Raw genomic sequence first — 18,759 nt, forward strand, 5'->3', positions numbered from 1 at the left:
CCCCAGGCAGTTTTGGGGGAGGGGCCGCGAGGAACGAGCGGGGGAGGGGGCCCGCCCGCCCCCTACTCCGCCGCCTCCGTCACCAGCGCATGCACCGTGCGCCGCAGCTTCTGCATGCGATTGGGCGCCTCGGTGTTGTACACGCGGTTGGTCAGCAGCACAGCCCAGGTCCCGTGCTCCGGATCCACCCAGAGCGACGTCCCCGTGAAGCCGGTGTGCCCGAACGCGCGGTCGCTCATGGAGCGCCCCACCGGCCCGGTGCCGTTTGCGGACGGCGTCTCCCACCCCAGCGCGCGCGTCCCTTCCTGGCGCACCGCAAAGGTGTCGATGGTCGCCGCGTCCAGCACGCGCACCCCGTCCAGCTCGCCGCCGCTGGCCAGCATCGCCGCGTAGCGCGACAGGTCGCCGGCGGTGCTGAAGAGCCCCGCGTTCCCCGCCACGCCGTCCAGCGCGCGGGCGATGGGATCGTGCACGACGCCGGCGACTGGCCTCCCCTCCGAGCTCCGGTAGGTGGGGGCGCAGCGCTCGCAGTCCTCGCCGGGCGCGTAGCCCGTGGACGCCATCCCCAGCGGCTCCCACACCCGACGCTCCAGCAGGGCGGGGATGGGCTCGCCCGCCGCGCGCTCCAGCGCCGCGAAGAGCACCACGAACCCCACGTCCGAGTACTCCACCTTCTCCCCGGGCGACCGCTCCAGCGGCGTGCGGATCAGCGATGCCAGACGCGCATCGGGCGAGGCGCCGCGCGGAGTGGCGCCCGCGGGGAGGCCGGCGGTGTGGGTCAGCAGGTGGCGCACCGTGACCGCATCCTTGCCGCCACCCGAGAACTCCGGGAGGTAGCGCGAGACGGGCGCATCCAGCTCCAGGAGGCCGTCCTCGTACAGCAGCATCGCCGCCGTCGTGGTGGCGACCACCTTGGTGAGCGAGGCGAGGTCGTACACGGTGCGCTCGGCGTCCACGTGGTCGCCGGCGCCGGTCGTTCCGCCGATGCCCTTCACCAATTCCGCGCGGCTGCCGCGCCCCAGCGCCAGCGCCGCGCCGGGAAACGCGCCGCGGCTCACCTCCGCCTGCACGGCCGCCATCGCGCCCTCCAGCGGCCGGCGCGCGAGCGTGGGGACGAGGTCGTCCGCGCGCACGGTGGGCACGGGAACGGCGTGCGCCGCGGCGACCACCGCCGGCGCGAACACGTGCGGGTGCGTCTCTCCCCACGCGAGCGCGACGGCCGCGGGGGTGGCGCTCGCCATCAGCACGGCGGCCGCGTGGAGCCACTGCCGGGGAATCGAGCTAAGACGTATCTGCATCGTGAGATCCTCCTCGTCGTGCCGAAGGGCCGCCGCCATCACGAATACAAACACTTGATTACAACGCATAGTTCCTCGCCCTCGTCGGTCGGGATGCTGCAGACCCGCCTGCGCCGTTCCCGCCTGCCGCGGCCGCCGGACCCATACGCCACGCCCCGCCTACACAATCAAGGCGGCGGGGCGATGCTAAAACGCAGGATTGACAACGAGATGAGAGAAAGATTAGAGCGTCGGCGGCCCGCCGTAAAAAGCCTCACACAGAGAACACGGAGGGGAACGACAAGCCGCAGAGAACCCCTTTTCCGCTCTTGCCGTCTCCTCTGTGGCTCTGTGTGAGGCCCCGCTGTACCTTCAGTCGATCGGCTTGAGGTTGGCGATGATGGCCGCGCGCTGCGGCTCCAGGAACGGCGGCAGCACCACCTTTTCGCCGAGCGTGGCCGGGTCCTCGTCCACCCCGAAGCCGGGCCCGTCGGTGGCGATCTCGAACAGGATGCCGTTCGGCTCGCGGAAGTACAGGCTGTGGAACCAGAAGCGGTCCACCTCGCCGCTGTTGGCGATGCGCAGCTCGTTCAGGTGCCGCGCCCACGCCTCGTAGTCCGCGTCCGGGATGCGGAAGGCCACGTGGTGCACGCCCCCCGCGCCCCCGCGCGCCACCGGCAGGTCCGGCTGCTCCGCCACGTGGAGCTCCGCGCCCGCTCCACCGGCGCCCATCTCGTACACGTGCACGGTATGCTTCGCGTTCTCCGGGTGCGGATAGGTGCGCACCGGGCGCATGCCGAGCGCGTTCTGCAGCAGCGCGTCCGTCCTCGCCAGCGCCGGGACGCTCAGCACGATCGGCCCCAGCCCGCGGATCTGGTGCTCGGCCGGGACGGGGCTCCGCTCCCACGGATGCGCCTCGCCCGCGCCGCCGTCGTCCACCAGCGACAGGCGCTGCCCTTCGGGGTCCTCGAGGTCCAGCGTCAGACGTCCGTCGCGCTCCACCAGGTCGCCGGAGGTGACGCCCTTTTCGCGCAGGTAGGCGGCCCACCACAGCATCGACTCCGCGCCCGCCACGCGCAGGTGCGTGCGCGCGATGGAGCGCGTGCCGCGCCGCTCGCGCATCACCGGCCAGTCGAAGAAGGTGAGGTCGCTCCCCGGGCTCCCCACCGCGTCCGCGTAGAAGAGGTGGTACGCGCTCACGTCGTCCTGGTTCACGGAGCGCTTCACCAGCCGCATCCCCAGCGTGCGCGTATAGAAGAGGTGGTTCGCGCGGATGTCCGCCGAGACCGCCGTCAGGTGGTGGATGCCAGTCAGCTCCATGCGATCCTCTCGTGATGTGCCCTCATCGGGCGGTGATGTCCGGCCGGCGCCTGCATGAACCCCGCCTGCGCCGCTCACGCCATCCGTGCGCGCCGGATGACCCGGTTGGTACAGTAGTATAAATTATACTACTAAAACTTATGGGTGAACCCGAACCGCACCAGCGCTATCACGCCTCTCTCGCCGCATGCAGGCCCACGCGGCGGAGCAGGTCGGTCGCGGTGGCGCGCTCGGCGGGGTCGAGGACGGAGAAGGCTTCCTCGATCGCGGCGGCGTGCTCGGGGAAGATGCGCTCCACGAAGGCGGTGCCATCGTCCGTGAGGTGGGCGTAGTAGGCGCGCCGGTCGCGGTCGCAGCGGCGGCGCTCCACCAGGCCCCGCGCCTCCAGCCGGTCGACCAGGTAGGTGACGCCGGCGTTGGAGACCAGGATCTTCTCCTTGAGCTCGCTCAACAGGAGCGGCCCCTTGTGGTGCAGCGCCTCCAGCACCCCGAACTCCGCTATCGTCAGCCCGTGCCGCGCCACGTCCGACTGCGCGCGGGCCGCGACCGCCGCGTGCGCCCGCGCGAAGACCACCCAGAGGCGGAGGGACTCGGCTTGTGCGTCGCGTGGCGGCATCGGCATTCCCGGCTCGATTGAAGTTACAGAACTAAACTAATTGGTGCAGCCGGGATGTCAAGAAGGCGCGGCGGCCGGGTGGCCGCCGCGCCCTCTATCGTCAGGCAGCCAGCTTCGCCGCGACCTGAACCAGGCGGCGCGCCTGGTGGCGGATGGCGGCTTCGTCCTCGGCGCCGACGGTGCCTGTCTGGGTGACGCTGGCGCCGTACGGGTTGCCGCCGCTGGCGAAGACCGCGGGGTCGGTGTAGCCGGGCGGCACCAGGATGGCGCCCCAGTGCATGAAGGTGGTGTACATGCTGATCAGCGTCGTCTCCTGCCCGCCGTGGGGGTTCTGGGCGCTGCTCATGGCGCTGACCGCCTTGTTCGCGAGTCCGCCGCGGCCCCACAGCGGCCCGAGCTGGTCGATGAAGGCGCGCATCTGGCTCGCCATCACGCCGAAGCGCGTGGGGGCGCTGATCAGGATGGCGTTCGCCCAGTCCAGATCCTCCAGGGTGGCAACGGGGACCTGGGCGGTGTGCTCGGCGTGCGCCTTCCACGCGTCCTGTCCGTTGACCACGCCCTCCGGCGCCGTCTCGCGCGCCTTGAGGAGACGCACCTCCGCCCCCTCGGCCTGCGCCGCTTCCGCGGCGATCTCGGCCATCCGGTGGTTGGTGCCGTAGGTGCTGTAATAGACGATCGCCAGCCGCACGTTTGCCATCTTTCCTCGCTCTGCTTTCCCCGTTGGCGCCGGCGCCACAACCGAGGGCGCCCGCAAGAAGTGTTTCAGAACTTAAGCAAATGACGGGCCACGTGCAAGGCGGCGGGGCTCACGCGCGGGGTGCGGCCGAGGGCGTGTGCCCGGGCGTTCGCGGCACCGAGCGTGCAGGGGCACCCGCGTCCGCGAAGTTCCGCTACTGCCGTTTGCAATCGAGGCAACTCTTGTCATCGCAACCGATCGACGCCGCCCGGAGCGGCACCTTCATGCTGGGCGGCGACCTTCCGGTCAACCGGCTGGGCTTCGGCGCCATGCGCATCACGGGGAAGGGGATCTGGGGTCCGCCCGCCGACCGCGCGGAGGCCATCGCGGTGCTGCGGCGCGCGGTGGAGCTGGGGGTGAACCTGATCGACACCGCGGAATCGTACGGTCCGCACGTGAGCGAGGAGCTGATCCGCGAGGCGCTGCACCCGTACCGCGATGGCCTGGTGATCGCCACCAAGGGCGGGCTGGAGCGCCCCGGTCCCGACCAGTGGGAGTCGAACGGGCGTCCGGAGCGGCTCCGCCAGGGGGTGGAGGGGAGCCTGCGTCGCCTGGGGCTGGAGCGCATCGACCTGTACCAGCTCCACCGCATCGACCCCGACGTCCCCGCGGACGAGCAGTTCGGCGTCCTGGCCGAGCTCCAGCGCGAGGGGAAGATCCGGCACATCGGCCTCTCCGAGACGACGGTGGAGGAGATCGAGGCGGCGGGGCGCCATTTCCCGGTCGCGTCGGTGCAGAACCGCTACAACCTCGCCGACCGCGAGTGGGAATCCGTCGTGGACCACTGCGGCCGCGAGGGGATCGGCTTCATCCCCTGGTTCCCGCTGGCCGTGGGCAAGCTGGCGGAGGACGGCGGCCCGCTCGCGGAGATCGCGGCGCGGCACGGTGCGCGCCCGTCGCAGATCGCGCTCGCCTGGCTGCTGCGGCGCACGCCCGTCATGCTCCCCATCCCCGGCACCTCTCAAGTCAAGCACCTGGAGGAGAACGTCGCCGGGGCGGGGATCGAGCTGTCCGACGAGGACTTCGCGAGCCTGGAGCCCTGAAGAAAAGCCTCACACAGAGGACACAGAGGACACTGCAAGCCACAGAAAGGACCTTTTCCGTTCTTGCGGTTTCCTCTGTGGCTCTGCGTGAGGCTGTTGGGCGGGGGAGTGGCACGTGAGGGGCGGACGATGTAGTTTTCGGGCGCCCCTCCACACCCGCCCGAAGTCCCCCATGGATCACCGCACCTCCTCTAACGCACCCCCGTCCGCGGGGCACTCGCCGCTCGTGTCCGTGGAATGGGACGGGGAAGGGCGGGTGACGCGCTGGCCCGCCGAGGCCGAGGCGCTCTTCGGATGGCGCGCGGAGGAGGTGCTGGGGAAGCGCTCGGCCGACTGGCCCTTCGTGCACCCCGACGACCGCGCGGCCGTCCGCGAGCGGACCCTGGAGATGGTGCGCGGAACGGCGCGCCAGACGCTTTCCATCAACCGCAACGTCACCCGCGACGGGCGCATCCTGCACTGCGAGTGGTACAACACCGCCGTCGTGGATGCGTCCGGCGAGCTGGTCGCCCATCTCTCGCTGGTGCTGGACGTGACGGCGCGCGAGCGTGCCTTCGCCGAGATGCAGGAGGCCCGCGCCGCCGCCGAGCGCGCCGCCGAGCGCACCCGCGGCCTTCAGTGGGTGACCGCCGCCCTCTCCGAGGCGCTGACCCCCGCCGAGGTGACGCGCGTCGTGATGGAGCAGGGAATCGCGCTGCTGGGCGCCGCGGCCGGCGTGGTGGTGCTGCTGGATGAGGATGGCGAGCGGCTGGAGCTGGTGGAGCACCGCGGCTATCCGCGGAAGATAATCGAGGAGTGGCGCAGCTTCCCGCTCACCGCGGGCGTGCCGCTGTCGGACGCCGCGCGCACGGGGGAGCCGGTCGCGCTGCGCTCCAAGGCGGAGCGCGCGCGCCTCTATCCCTCGCTTGGGGAACTGCCGACGCCGTACCCGGCCATCCTCTCCGTTCCCCTTTCCGTGGAGGGGGAGGTGCTGGGCTCGCTGGGGCTCAGCTTCACCGCCGAGCGCGAGTTCGGGGATGAAGAGGTCGACCTGGCGATGGCGCTCGCGCGGCAGTGCGCGCAGGCCGTGCGCCGCGCCACGCTCTACCAGCGCGAGCGCGAGGCCCGGCGCGAGGTGGAATCGCTGGGCGAGCGGCTGCACCTCGCCCTCGATTCCGCGGACATCGGGACGTGGGACTTCGATCCCGTCTCCGGCGAGCTGAGCTGGGACCGGCGGTGCAGGGAGATCTTTGGCGTGGGGCATCGCGGCCGCGTGGACTACCACGCCTTCCTCGAAGCCATCCACCCCGAGGACCGCGCGGCCACGGACGCGGCGGTGCAGCGGGCGCTGGACCCGCACGGGCCGGGCGAGTACGCGGTAGAGTACCGCATCCGCGGCGGCGACGGCCCGGTGCGATGGGCGCTCGCCCGCGGGCGCGGCTTCTTCGAGGGCGAGGGAGAGGCGCGCCGCGCGACCCGCTTCATCGGCACCGTGCTGGATGTCACCGAGCGCGTGCGCGGGCGCCGCCGCACGGAGCTGCTGGCGGAGGCCGGCACCGCGCTCGCCGTCTCGACCGACGCGGAGGGGGTGCTGCGCGCACTGGCCCGCATCGCGGCGACGCGGCTGGCGGCGGCGTGCGCCGTCTTCCTGGCGAACCCGGAGTGCGCGCCCGAGCAGGTGGAAGCCGCCGTGCGCGAGGATGGCGAGGTGCGCTTCCTCGGGCGCCGGGCGCCGTCGCTCCTCCCGGCCGGACACCCGGTGGCGCGCGTCCTCCTCACGGGCCAGGCCGAGCTCGTCCCCGCCGGCGGGCTGCTGGCCGGGCTCTTCGGCGCGGGCGAGTGGGGGCGCGGGGCGGCGGTGCCGATGCGCGTGGACGGGCGCATCATCGGCGCCATCGTGCTGGCGGGCGGGGCGGAGGAAGGGTGGGGGAGCGAGGAGGTGGCGATGGCCGAGGAGCTGGCCCGCCGCGCAGCGCTGGCCGTGGAGCGGGCGCGGCTGTACGAGCGCGCCCTCGCCGCCAACGTCGCCAAGAGCCAGTTCCTGGCGACGATGAGCCACGAGATCCGCACCCCCATCAACGCCATCATCGGCTACGCGGAGCTGCTGGAGGTCGGCATCGCCGGGCCGCTGACCGAGGGGCAGGCGGGGTATCTGGAGCGCGTCCGCTACAGCAGCCGACACCTGCTGGGGCTGATCAACGACATCCTGGACCTCGCCAAGGTGGAGGCGGGGGAGATGCGCTTCGCCCGCGAGCGCGTGCCGGCTGAAGAGGCGGCCGCGTCGGTGGTGGCGATGATCCTTCCGCAGGCCGAGGCCAAGGGGGTGCGGCTGGCGGCGGAGGTGTGCCAGGCCGATGCCGAGCTGCTGGGCGACGGCGACCGCATCCGCCAGGTGCTCCTCAACCTCGTCTCCAACGCGGTCAAGTTCACGCACGCGGGCGGTCGCGTGACGGTGCGCTCCGGCACCTCCTCCGTCCCGCCGCCGGGTACGCCGCTCCCCGGCACCGGGCCGTGGGGCTTCGTGGAGGTCGCGGACACCGGGATCGGCATCCCGGGGGAGCAGCTCGCGCGCATCTTCGACCCCTTCACGCAGGTGGACGGCACTCACACGCGGCAGCAGGGCGGCACGGGACTGGGGCTGGCGATCTCGCGCACCTTTGCGCGCCGCATGGGGGGCGAGGTTTCCGTGTGGAGCATGCCGGGCGAGGGCTCCGTCTTCACCCTCTGGCTCCCCGCCGCCGAGGCGCCCGCCGTCGAGGCGCCCGTCGCCGCGGCCCCGAGCGAGGTGCCGGGGCTGGCCAGCGTGGGCCGCGTGCTGGAGGAGCGTGTGGAGGAGGTGCTCGCCGCCTGGACGCAGCGCATCGGCCGCGACCCCGCGCTTCCCCACGCGCGCGGCGTGGAGTGGGTGCAGCTGGAGGACCACGCGGCGACGTTCCTGGTGGAGGTGGCGCGCGCCCTCATGGCGCTCGACGCCGGCGCCGGCGAGCCGTCGCTGCTGCGCGACGGCGAGAGCATCATCCGCACGGTGGCGCGGCTGCACGGCGCCCAGCGCGCGCGACTCGGCTTCTCGGCGGCGGAGGTGCGGCTGGAGTACCACATGCTCTTCGAGGAAGCCGAACGCGTCCTGCGCCGCCACGTCTCTACCCTGACCGACGCGGATCCCGGCCCGGCGCTCGATGTGGTGCGCGGCGTGATCGACCGTGCGGCGGAGCTGGCGGTGGAGGGGCACGCCGTCCCCCACGAGATCGTCGCCGCGATCACGGAGGCGGACCGCGTGATCGGCCGCACGCGCCAGACCGTGCGCCGCCTGCACGGGCGCGTGGAGCCGCGCAGGCGCCCGGACGCGGGCTGAAGGGCGCTGGCGGCCCCCCGCCCGGCGGTTGCATATTGAACGCTCACCCGCGCTCCCTCCGGACGACCATGGCCTACAGAGAGTTCACCGATCCGGCCGGCGTCGTGTGGCGCGCGTGGGACACGTATCCCAGCTCCGCGTCGAACGTGCGGTCGGTGTACGCGTCCGGGTGGCTGGGCTTCGAGAGCCCCACCGAGCGCCGCCGCCTGCATCCGGTCCCGGACGGCTGGGCGGAGGCGGAGGACGACACGCTGTGCGCCTGGCTGCGCGCGGCCGTTCCCGTGAAGGCGCGGCAGACGGAGGAGTACCTCAACCAGGCGCGCGGCGGCGCCACCCCCTCCGAAGCTCCCGCCGAGCCCCCCACCACCGACGAGTCCCAGAACGCCCAGACCCGCACCGCCCTCATGGACGCCACCCGCGCCGTGGTGGAGCGTGCGCGCTCGGTGATCCGCGTGGTGTCGAACACGCTGGGGCACCCGGACGACGACAAGGGCGGGGGGTGAGTCTTTCCGGCGGTTGAAACCGCTGCAACAACCGCGGGAAACCTGCCTTCGCAGGTTCGGGGCGGGATGGGTGCGCGGGTGGCCGGGGGCGGCATTGCCGGGGCCGCATCGCCCGGGGCGCGTCGCCGGGGGATGAATCCCCCGGCTGGAACCACGCGAAGGCGGCTGAAGCCGGCTGAGAAAGGCGATGTCGAGACGGAGTCTGCGCAGGCGGACCTTGTGCTTTTCCAGCGGCGAATTTATTCGCTCCTGGATGGCGGGCTCTGTGTTTTTGCGGGGGTGAACTAGTCCCGCCCTACCCCTTCCCCCACCCGCGCAGCGCGATCTCCTCGGCGCGGTCCAGGAGGCGGCCGAGGATGGAGAGGGCGGTGTCGACGTTGTCGACGGTGCGGGCGGGGGCCTCGCGGCGCACGTGGGCCTCCACGACCTCGCGGAGAAGGGCGAACTCGGCGCGCAGGGCGTCGGTGCTCCACTCCAGGCGGCGGCGCTGGTCGCCGTGGCGCTCGGAGATCAGGCGCTGGATGTCCGAGCCGTCGCGCATCAGCGCGGGCTCGCCGCCGCCCTCGTCCAGCGTGATGAGCGACTTGCCGATGTCGAGCAGAAAGGTGGAGATGTGGTCCTCGAGCTGGGCGCGGTCCAGGTCGCGCGCGCCGGGGATGCGCGGGTCGTCGCGCAGGCGCTCGGCCAGGGACTGCACCAGCTCGTCGGCGCCCTCGGCCACGATGCGCCCCACCTCGCCCAGCCCCGCGACCTCGCCGGCGCGGTCCGGCCAGCGCAGCACGTCCGCGGGGATGTCGGAGACCGACTCGCGGGTGGCGGGGAGCCAGAGGGTGAAGCGCGAGCCCTCGCCCGGCGTGCTGGCGACGACCAGGTCGCCGCCCATGAGGCGCGCCAGATGGCGGCTGATGGCGAGCCCCAGCCCGGTGCCGCCGTGCGTGCGCGTGTAGCCGCCCTCCACCTGCGTGAACGGCTCGAAGACGCGCACCTGCTGGTCCGGCGCGATCCCCATCCCCGTGTCGGCCACCTCCATCAGCGTCCACGGGCCGGGGCCGTGCAGCCGCACCTCCTCCGGCGGCGCGTGCACCACGCCGCAGCGGATGGTGACGCTCCCCCCCGCCTCCGTGAACTTGATGGCGTTGGAGAGGAGGTTCAGCAGGATCTGCCTCACGCGGTCCTCGTCGCCCACGAAGCGCACGTCGCGGCCGCATTCGGAGACGTCGGAGAGGGCGATCTGCTTGGCGGCTGCCTGCGGCTCCACCAGCTCCAGCGCCGCGTGCGCGGTGGCGCGAAGGGGCGAGGGGCGCGCCTCCAGCGTCATCTCCCCCGCCTCCACCTTGGAGAGGTCCAGCACGTCGTTCACGAGCCCCAGCAGGTGCTGGCTGCTCCGCTGGATGCGCTCCACCTGCTCGCGCTGGCCCGGCGTGAGCGGCCCTTTCAGCTCCATGTCCAGAAGGTCCGAGTACCCCAGGATGGCGTTGATTGGGGTGCGGATCTCGTGGCTCATGGTGGCCAGGAACTGGCTCTTGGCGCGGTTGGCGGCATCCGCCTCGGCGCGGGCGCGGCGCTCCTGCTGGAGGTAGGTCTCGCGCGCCAGCTCGGCGCGGTGGCGGTCGGTGAGGTCGCCCGCCACGTCCACGAAGCCCAGCAGCTCCCCCCGCTCGTCGCGGATGGCGTTGATCACCACGTGCGCCCAGAAGCGCGTCCCATCCTTTTTGACCCGCCAGCCGTCCTCCTCGAAGCGCCCCTCGCTCGTCGCGATGCGCAGGTGCGTCGCGGCGTGGCCGGCCTCCTCCTCCGGGTAGAAGATGGAGAGCGGCGAGCCCACCACCTCGGCGGCGGTGTAGCCCTTGATCCGCTCCGCGCCCTGGTTCCAGCTCGCCACGCGCCCTTCGGGGTCCAGCATGACGATGGCGTAGTCCTGCACCGAGTCCACCAGCAGGCGGAAGCGCCCCTCGCTCTCCTCCAGCGCCGCGCGCCGCCGCTCGGACTCGCTGTAGAGGATGACGCGGCGGAGCGCGATGGCGGCCAGATCGGCCAACGTGCGCGCGCGGGTGATCTCGTCCTGGCGGAACGGGGGATGCCCCGCCTCCTGGAGGAGCACGAGGGCGCCCAGCGCGTCCTGCTCAGAGATCAGCGGCACCACCAGCGCCGCGCACCGCCCGCACGATTCCTCGATGGCCGGGGCGATGGCGCGGGCCTCCTGGGTCACGTCCGGGATCCACTGCGGCTCGTCGCGCTCCAGCACGTCCTCCGCCATCGACCCGGCGTACGGCACCGTAACGCCCAGCGCGGGAAGGCCCTCGCCCGCACCCGCCACCAGCCGGACGCAGGTGCGGCCGTCGTCCACACGCTCCACGAAGGCCGCGCGCGCCTGCGTGGCGGTGAGCGCTCCGTCCGCGATGCGCCGCAGCACCTCCTCGACTTCGAACGCCGTCGTGAGGCTGCGCGCCACTTCCGACAGCGCCGCCTCCTCGACAGCGCGGCGGCGGAGTTGGCCGCTCTGCATCTCCAGAAGCGACGCGCGCTCCTGCAGGAGGTGGTTGACTCCCTCCAGCTCTCCCGCCGCGACCTGCTGCGCCCGCGCGTGCCTCGCGAAGAGGACGCTGATGAGGAGCGCCAGCCCCGACGCCAGCAGTCCGCCTCCGCCGAGCACCCACATCACGATTCTGCGCCTGCGCGTCTCCTCCTCCCGCTGCGCGCGCAGGATGCGCTCTTCCTCCGCGCGCATCTCCGCGACGATACGGCGCACCTGGTCCATCAGCACCTTGCCGCGCCCGGTGCGCGTCAGCGCGAGCGCCGGTTCCATCCCGCGGTCGGCACGTACGCGCACCAGCTCGGCCATGTACGCCATCTTCTCCGTGCCCACGCGGCGCAGCGCCTCCACCCGCCGCTGCTGCGAAGGGCTCTCGGCGGTCAGCTCGCGCAGCCGTTTCAGGTCGCGGTCGAAGCGCTGCGTCCCCGATTGGTACGGCTCCAGGTAGGGCCCCTCGCCCGTGAGGAGGAAGCCGCGCTGCCCGGTCTCCGCGTCGCGCAGGTCGGAAAGGGTGGTCTCCAGGCGGATGATGACTTCGTGCGTGCGCGTAACGGCGGCGGTGCTCGCGCGCGAGCGCTGCACGGCCTGATACATGAGCGCGCACAGCGCCAGCACCAGGAGGGCGGAGCCGTACGTGGCCAGCAGTCGGACGGGCGTCGACAGTCTCATCGGCAGCGCGGTGCCGCGCGTGGATCTCGGGGCTTCCTCAACACGGGAGCGCGGTTCGCCGGACGGGGTTCAGCGCGGCGGATGCGCCGCGCGCACGGGCTGGGGCGCGGCAACGCAAGAAGCGGGGCGCGGGTTGGGCCCTCACCCCCGTCTCGTGACACTCGACTGCCCCCTCTCCCGATAACAGGAGAGGGCTGCGCCCTCCTGTCATCGAGAGAGGGGGCTTGGGTGCGCTTCGTTGCCGCGCACGGGCCAGACGGCTTCAGCCGTCTTCGCGTGGTGCCAGCCGGGGGCTTCAGCCCCCGGCGCTATCGCCGGTGTCCCCCACCCGCGCCCGTTCGTCGAACCCCAGCGCATCCACCAGCCGATTGAATTGCGCGGTCGGGAGCTGGCCGCCGGAGGCCTGGTCGTGGCCGCGGCCGAACTCGCCCCCAACCGGGCCGATGTCCACCGCGCGCAGCAGCTCGGGGAGCACAAGGCCGGGCCGCGAGGTGCGGGCGCTGAAGGCCACGATTCCCGGCAGGTAGCCCCGGTTGGCCGCGATCACCGCGTGCCCCTTGAGGCGCCCGCGCCACTGCTGCGCGATCAGCGGGTGGATCTGGCACGCCGAGTCGAGCGGCACCAGCGCCCACGGCTGCGTGGCGGAGAAGAGAGGCGCACGCCTGCGCGCCTCCGCCAGCTCCGCCTGCACCTCGGCGCGGTAGCCGCGGAGGCGCACCACCTCCGGGGAGTCGCCCTCGGTGAGCTCGCGCGGATGTTCGGCGCGCATCAGCAGGTCGAGCGGGGTCTGGACGTCGAAGGCGGAGGCGCGGCGGGCGGCGTTCACGGCGGAGACGGCCTCGCGCAGCCACTTGGCCGTCCATCGCTTGCGCAGCTCTGGGAGCTCGTCCCACGGCGCCTTGTCCCCCAGGTCGCTCATCGTGCCGACGGCGGCGATCCACGACAGGTCGTCGATGCCGGCGAGCGGGCGGAGGATCTCGTACGCCAGCCACGCGGATGCCGGGATCGGCTCCCAGCCGTAGCCCAGCACGATGGTCGCATCGGCAGGCTCGCCGTCGGGACGGTGGTGGTCCACGTAGAGCGTCGGCACGCCCTCCAGCACGCCCTCGCCGTTCACCCCCAGGTCGGTGATCACGAGCGCATCGGGCGCCATGGCACGCAGCCGCTCGCGGGCGGCGTCGGTGAAGGCGTTCTCGCCGCGCCCGCTCGGCACCACGCGCACGTCCGTGAACCCCATCCGCGGCAGCGCCCTCCCGAACACCGCGCCCGCCCCCAGCCCGTCCGCATCGAAGTGGCAGAACACCACGATCCTGGCGGAGCGGGGAAGGGCATCGAAAAACGCGCGCGTCTGCTCGCGCGCGGCGGGCAGGGCGGAGGGGAGGGGAGTAGGTGGCATCGGAGAAGTGCGTGAGTGCGTTAGAACGAAGTGCCAAGTGCTAAGTGCCAAGTGCTAGGTGCTAACTGCCCACGTCGATCGACCTTCCACCCCATTTTGTCATCCTGAGCGAGCCGCCCCGCGAATCCCCGCAGGGCTCCCGATGCTTTTGCGGCGAGTGAAGGATCTAGCCGGCGAGGCAGGAGGTCCGCGTTGCGACACCGATCCCCTCGGTACGCGCAGTAGATCCTTCACTCCGCGCCGGAGTGTGGGGTATGGGCAAGGTCAGAGCAGCGCGTCGCTCAGGATGACAAAAGGGGGGTGGCGCCGCGCGCCGTCCTATGCGCGAGTGCGCGCAGGCGGACCTTCGCGTGGTTCCAGCGGCGAATTCTCTCGCTCCTGGATCTTCGCTTCTGGAACGCACTCACGCACTAACGCACTCACGCACTAACGCACTCCCGTTCTCCCGTGCACACCTTTTGCCATCGGGAACCGGATGAATTATCCGCCCATCGAAGACCACGGAATCATCGGCGACCTAAACACGGTGGCGCTGGTGGGGCTGGACGGCACCATCGGGTTCATGTGCGCCCCGCGCTTCGACTCGCCAACCGTGTTCGCGTCGCTGCTGGATGCGGAAAAGGGCGGCGCCTTCACCATCGCGCCGGCGCTGGCGGGGGCGCGCAGCAGGCAGCTCTACCTGCCGGATACCAACGTCCTCCTCACGCGCTTCATGGCCCCGGCCGGCGTGGCCGAGATCACCGACTTCATGCCCGTCGGCGACGCGGAAGTGCGGCGGGTGGTGAGGCGCGCCAAAGCCGTGCGCGGCGAGATCCGCTTCCAGGTGCGCTGCGCTCCACGCTTCGGCTACGGCAGGACTCCGCACACCGCCGAGGCCACCGAAGAGGGCGTGTGCTTCGCGACGGACGACGGATCGCTGCGCATGCGGCTCGACGCATCCGTGCCGCTGGAGATCGCGGAGGGCGACGCCGTCGCGGAGATCACGTTGAAGGCGGGAGAGACGGCGATCTTCGTGCTGGAGGTGGGCGGGGAGTGCAAAGGGGCGGCGCGGGCATCGCAGCGGTACGCCGCGCGCTCGTTCAAGGAGACGGGGAACTTCTGGCGGCGCTGGATCGGACGGTCCACGTACACCGGGCGCTGGCGCGACGAGGTCAATCGCTCCGCGCTCGTGCTCAAGCTGCTCGTCTCGCATCCGCACGGCTCGCTGGTGGCGGCGCCCACCTTCGGGCTCCCCGAGCGGATGGGCGGCGCGCGCAACTGGGACTACCGCTACACCTGGGTCCGCGACGCCGCGTTCACCCTGTATGCGCTGATCCGGCTTGGGCTTACGCAGGAGACGGGCGCCTTCATCCACTGGATCGCGGACCGCGTGACCGGCGAGACGGGGAACGGCGGGCCCCTGCAGCCGCTGTACGTCATCGACGGATCCCCCGAGGTGCCCGAGGCGGAGCTGGACCACTGGGAGGGATACGCCGGATCGCGCCCGGTGAGGATCGGCAACGCGGCGGCGCAGCAGCTCCAGCTCGACATCTACGGCGCGCTGATGGACTCGGTGTACCTGTACGACAAGTACGGTGAGCCCGTCTCGCACGACCTGTGGATGCGCCTGTCCGGCCTGGTGGAGTGGGTGTGCGAGAACTGGCGCCGCCCCGACGCGGGCATCTGGGAGATCCGCAGCGAGCTGCGCGAGCACCTGTCGTCGCGCCTCCTCTGCTGGGTGGCGGTGGACCGCGGGATACGGCTGGCGATGCGCCGCTCCTTCCCCGCGCCGCTCGGCCGCTGGATGGAGGCGCGCGACGCCATCTACCACTCCATCTTCGACGAGATGTGGAACCCGAAGCTCGGCGCCTTCGTCGGCGAGCGCGGCGGGACGGAGATGGATGCGTCGGTGCTCCTGATGCCCCTCCTGCGCTTCATCTCCCCCACCGATCCGCGCTGGACCTCCACCATGAAGGCCGTCACGCGCGACCTGGTGGAGGACTCGCTCGTGCGCCGCTACCGCATCCAGGGAAGCGAGACGGACGGCTTTCCAGACGACGAGGGGACGTTCACCATCTGCTCCTTCTGGTACGCCGAGTGCCTCTCGCGCGCGGGCGACGTGCAGCAGGCCAGGTTCGTCTTCGAAAAGGTGGTTGGCTATGCCAACCACCTGGGGCTCTTCGCGGAGCAGCTCGGGCCCAGCGGCGAGCACCTGGGCAACTTTCCGCAGGCCTTCACCCACCTCGCGCTCATCAGCGCCGCGTTCGACATCGACCGGCGGCTGAGCGGGGCGGGGTGGAAAGCGTGAGAGGACTATTGCGCAGACCCCCCACCCCGCACGGATATTAGAGACCCCGCCCATTCGGCGCGCCACGAACCGACCACAATGAGAGGAAGAATCCGCGTGAACCACGTGAACCTTTGCCGCTGGCGCATCCTGGCCGCGGCGGCGGTGCTGGGCACGGCGTCCGCCGCGAGCGCGCAGCAGACGGCCACCGTCACGGCCGGCGAGCGGTACCGCGCCGGCGGGCTGCACACGGTGCTCCTGGGAGAGGAGTACCGCGCCGCCTGGACCACGCCGGTCCGCGTCGAGGTGCTGGACCCCGAGCGCTTCGCCGGGGGGCTCACGGTGTCGGGCGAGGGGGGCGGCCTCTCCACCGAGTCGCTGCGGCTCAAGGGGCGCGACGGGCGCGAGTACGTCTTCCGCTCGGTGGACAAGAACTCCGCCCGCGCCGTACCCGAGGACCTGCAGGGGAGCTTCATCCAGGACGTGGCGCAGGACCAGACGGCGGCCAAGCAGCCCGCCGCGGCGCTCGTGGTGCCGCCGCTGCTGCGCGCCGTGGGCATCCCGCACGTGGCGCCGCGGCTTTACGTGATGCCGAACCACCCCTTCCTGGGCTCACACCGCCAGGAGTTCGCCGGCAAGCTGGGGCAGATCGAGGAGCGCCCGGTGGACGGGGACGACGGCGGCCCCGCCTTCAACGGCGCGGAGCGGATCGAGGGGACGGAGGACTTCCTGAAGGAGCTGGAGGACGAGGGCGACAACGTGGTGGACGCGCCGATGTACCTCAAGGCGCGGCTGATGGACATGATGATCGGCGACTGGGACCGGCACCCGGACCAGTGGCGGTGGGCGCGCTACGACCGCGGCGGGCGTGAGGTGTGGGAGCCGATCCCCCGCGACCGCGACAACGCCTTCGCGCGCCACGAGGGGATCGTAATGTCGGTCGCGCAGAAGATGGCGCCGCAGCTCACGCAGTACGGGCCCGAGTACGGCACCATCTACGGGCTGCACTTCCAGGCATCGGCGCTGGACCGCCAGCTCCTCTCCTCGCTGGACCGCGCGGCGTGGGACTCGATCGCGCAGTTCCTGCGCACCCGCATCACGGACGCGGTGATCGACACGGCGGTGCGCCGCCTGCCGCCCGAGTACTACACCGTCGACGGCCCCCGCATCCGCACCGAGCTGATGGCCCGACGCGACGGCGTTCCCGAGGCGGCGCGCGAGTTCTACGAGCTCCTCTCCAGCGAAGTGGACGTCTACGCCAGCGACGACGACGAGCGCGCCCAGATCGTCCGCGCCGCCGACGGCTCGGTGACGGTCATCGTGACGCCGGGGGAGGGTACCCGGCCCTCCTTCGTGCGCCGCTTCGTGCCAGGCGAGACGCGCGAGGTGCGCGTCTACCTGCGCGGCGGCGACGACGCGGCTGAGGTCACCGGAAGCGGCCCGGGCGACATCCTGGTGCGCGTCATCGGCGGCGGCGGCGACGACCGGCTGGCGGACCGCTCGGTCGCGTCCGGCGGGCGGCGCACCGTCTTCCACGACGACCGCGGCGACAACAAGGTGGAGCTGGGGAGCGAGGCGAAGCTGGACACGCGTCCGTACGTCATCCCGCAGCGCACCAGCCTCGTGGGCAACCCGCCCCCGCTGCGCGACTACGGCACCACGAAGGCGCTCTTCACCCCCCACGCGCGCTGGCAGACGGACGTGGGGCCGGTGATCGGCTTCGGCCCGTCGGCCACGCGCTTCGGCTTCCGCCGCCAGCCGTACGCCACCTTCCAGCACCTGCGCTTCGTTGTCGCGCCGTTCGCGAGCGGCCTGGGCGTGGAGTACGCGGCAGACTACCGCCGCACCAACCGTCCGGAGTACACCACCATCCTGCTGCGCGCCAACAACTTCGAGACGACGCGCTTCTACGGCTTCGGCAACGACACGGGCGACGAAGGCAAGGACCTCGACCGCTACGTGGTGCGCCACAACTTCCTTGCAGGCGAGCTGCTGTTCCACAGGCGCCTCGCCCCCGGCGTGATGCTCGCCGCGGGCCCCGAGATGCGCTACGTGGACGCCCGCGCCCGCGACGAGCACCTCATCTCGACGCTCGACCCCGCGGGGACGTCGTCCTTCACGCAGGCGGGTGCGCTGGCCCGCGTCGCGCTCGACCGGCGTGACACGCTGGCGGTCACCCGCAGCGGCTTCACCGCCTCCGCGGAAGCCCGCGGCTTCCACTGGACGGACGGCTCGCCCTTCGCCCACCTGCGCGCGCAGGCCGCGACGTACGTGCCGATCGGCGCGCGCGGCCCGTCGCTCGCCTTCCGCGCGGGCGCGGAGACGGCGGTGGGCGACTATCCCTTTCAGGAGGCGGCGTTCCTGGGCGGATTCACCTCGCTGCGCGGCTTCCAGTACCAGCGCTTCGCCGGCGACGCCTCCGTCTTCGGCACCGCCGAGGCGCGCCAGCCGCTCGGCCAGGTGCGCCTGATCGCCCGTGGGCGCCTGGGCGTTCTCGGCCTGGTGGATGCCGGCCGCGTGTACTTCGATGGCGAGTCGGAGGGCGGCTGGCACACCGCGGTCGGCGGCGGCGTGTACTTCGAGACCGTTGGGCGCGTGCTGGGGCTGACCTACGCGCAGGGCGATTCCGGGCTGTTCTATTTGCACTTTGGGCTGCCGTTCTGAGGGGCGGGGGCGTGGCCCCCTCCCCCGCTCGTCAACTCGCGGCCCCTCCCCCGAAACGACCTGGGGGAGGGGCGTTTTGCGGGCGAGGGTGCGCGTGGGCCGGGTTCGGTGCGGGGGAGGGCACGGGCAGCCACGTGGGGCGGCCCCTACGGGGGTTCGCGTGCGGGGGGCGTGAGTCAGCGTGGCGGCGGGGGTGGGCAGACACGCAGGTCTGCCCCTACCGGCCGTGCGGCAGGACGAACCGGGAGACCGGCACGGGCACGCAAACACCCCTCCCCGCGGTTGGGGGAGGGGCAGCGAGGAACGAGCGGGGGAGGGGGCCCGCGATGCCGGCGACGCGCGCGGAGTTCTCCCCCTCACCCGCCCTGCGCCCCCGCAGGCGGGGGAGGGGGCCGGGGGGAGGGG

Annotated in this window: 11 protein-coding genes; 5 read left to right on the plus strand and 6 right to left on the minus strand. The window is 72.2% G+C overall.

Features of this window, described 5'->3' with window-relative positions:
- Positions 1-62: 62 nt before the first annotated feature.
- The 4 genes from VF647_23190 to wrbA form a co-directional block, all read right to left on the minus strand.
- On the minus strand, positions 63-1,298 hold the full coding sequence (locus VF647_23190) for a serine hydrolase domain-containing protein (GenBank protein ID HEX8455002.1): 1,236 nt from the start codon (positions 1,296-1,298) through the stop codon (positions 63-65).
- Positions 1,299-1,649: 351 nt separating this feature from the next.
- On the minus strand, positions 1,650-2,597 hold the full coding sequence (locus VF647_23195; GenBank protein HEX8455003.1) for a ring-cleaving dioxygenase: 948 nt from the start codon (positions 2,595-2,597) through the stop codon (positions 1,650-1,652).
- 169 nt (positions 2,598-2,766) lie between these two features.
- Complete coding sequence (locus VF647_23200) at positions 2,767-3,219, minus strand: MarR family transcriptional regulator (GenBank protein ID HEX8455004.1); 453 nt, start codon at positions 3,217-3,219, stop codon at positions 2,767-2,769.
- Between the two features lie 94 nt (positions 3,220-3,313).
- Positions 3,314-3,910: an NAD(P)H:quinone oxidoreductase gene (wrbA, locus tag VF647_23205; protein ID HEX8455005.1), complete on the minus strand. Its 597-nt coding sequence runs from the start codon at positions 3,908-3,910 to the stop codon at positions 3,314-3,316.
- Between the two features lie 221 nt (positions 3,911-4,131).
- Here wrbA and VF647_23210 point away from each other — a divergent pair, with 221 nt between their 5' ends.
- The 3 genes from VF647_23210 (at position 4,132) to VF647_23220 (ending at position 8,826) form a co-directional block, all read left to right on the plus strand.
- Positions 4,132-4,992: an aldo/keto reductase gene (locus VF647_23210; GenBank protein HEX8455006.1), complete on the plus strand. Its 861-nt coding sequence runs from the start codon at positions 4,132-4,134 to the stop codon at positions 4,990-4,992.
- A gap of 172 nt (positions 4,993-5,164) precedes the next feature.
- Entirely contained in the window at positions 5,165-8,323 is a 3,159-nt protein-coding gene (locus VF647_23215; GenBank protein ID HEX8455007.1) for an ATP-binding protein, read from the plus strand.
- Between the two features lie 68 nt (positions 8,324-8,391).
- Positions 8,392-8,826 carry a hypothetical protein gene (locus VF647_23220; protein HEX8455008.1) on the plus strand — a complete coding sequence of 145 codons (435 nt, stop codon included), beginning with the start codon at positions 8,392-8,394 and terminating at the stop codon, positions 8,824-8,826.
- Between the two features lie 295 nt (positions 8,827-9,121).
- On the opposite strand, the gene VF647_23225 is transcribed toward VF647_23220, so the two are convergent.
- Both VF647_23225 and VF647_23230 read right to left on the minus strand, forming a co-directional pair.
- Complete coding sequence (locus tag VF647_23225; GenBank protein ID HEX8455009.1) at positions 9,122-12,028, minus strand: CHASE3 domain-containing protein; 2,907 nt, start codon at positions 12,026-12,028, stop codon at positions 9,122-9,124.
- Positions 12,029-12,323: 295 nt separating this feature from the next.
- Complete coding sequence (locus VF647_23230; protein HEX8455010.1) at positions 12,324-13,424, minus strand: hypothetical protein; 1,101 nt, start codon at positions 13,422-13,424, stop codon at positions 12,324-12,326.
- 475 nt (positions 13,425-13,899) lie between these two features.
- Here VF647_23230 and VF647_23235 point away from each other — a divergent pair, with 475 nt between their 5' ends.
- A complete protein-coding gene (locus tag VF647_23235) occupies positions 13,900-15,711 on the plus strand; it encodes a glycoside hydrolase family 15 protein (protein ID HEX8455011.1) in 1,812 nt (603 codons plus the stop codon).
- 96 nt (positions 15,712-15,807) lie between these two features.
- Positions 15,808-18,354 (plus strand): BamA/TamA family outer membrane protein, encoded by a 2,547-nt coding sequence (locus tag VF647_23240; GenBank protein ID HEX8455012.1) that lies wholly within the window; start codon positions 15,808-15,810, stop codon positions 18,352-18,354.
- Positions 18,355-18,759 lie beyond the last annotated feature (405 nt).

Source organism: Longimicrobium sp. (genome assembly GCA_036387335.1).
In the GTDB taxonomy this organism is placed as follows: Bacteria; Gemmatimonadota; Gemmatimonadetes; order Longimicrobiales; family Longimicrobiaceae; genus Longimicrobium.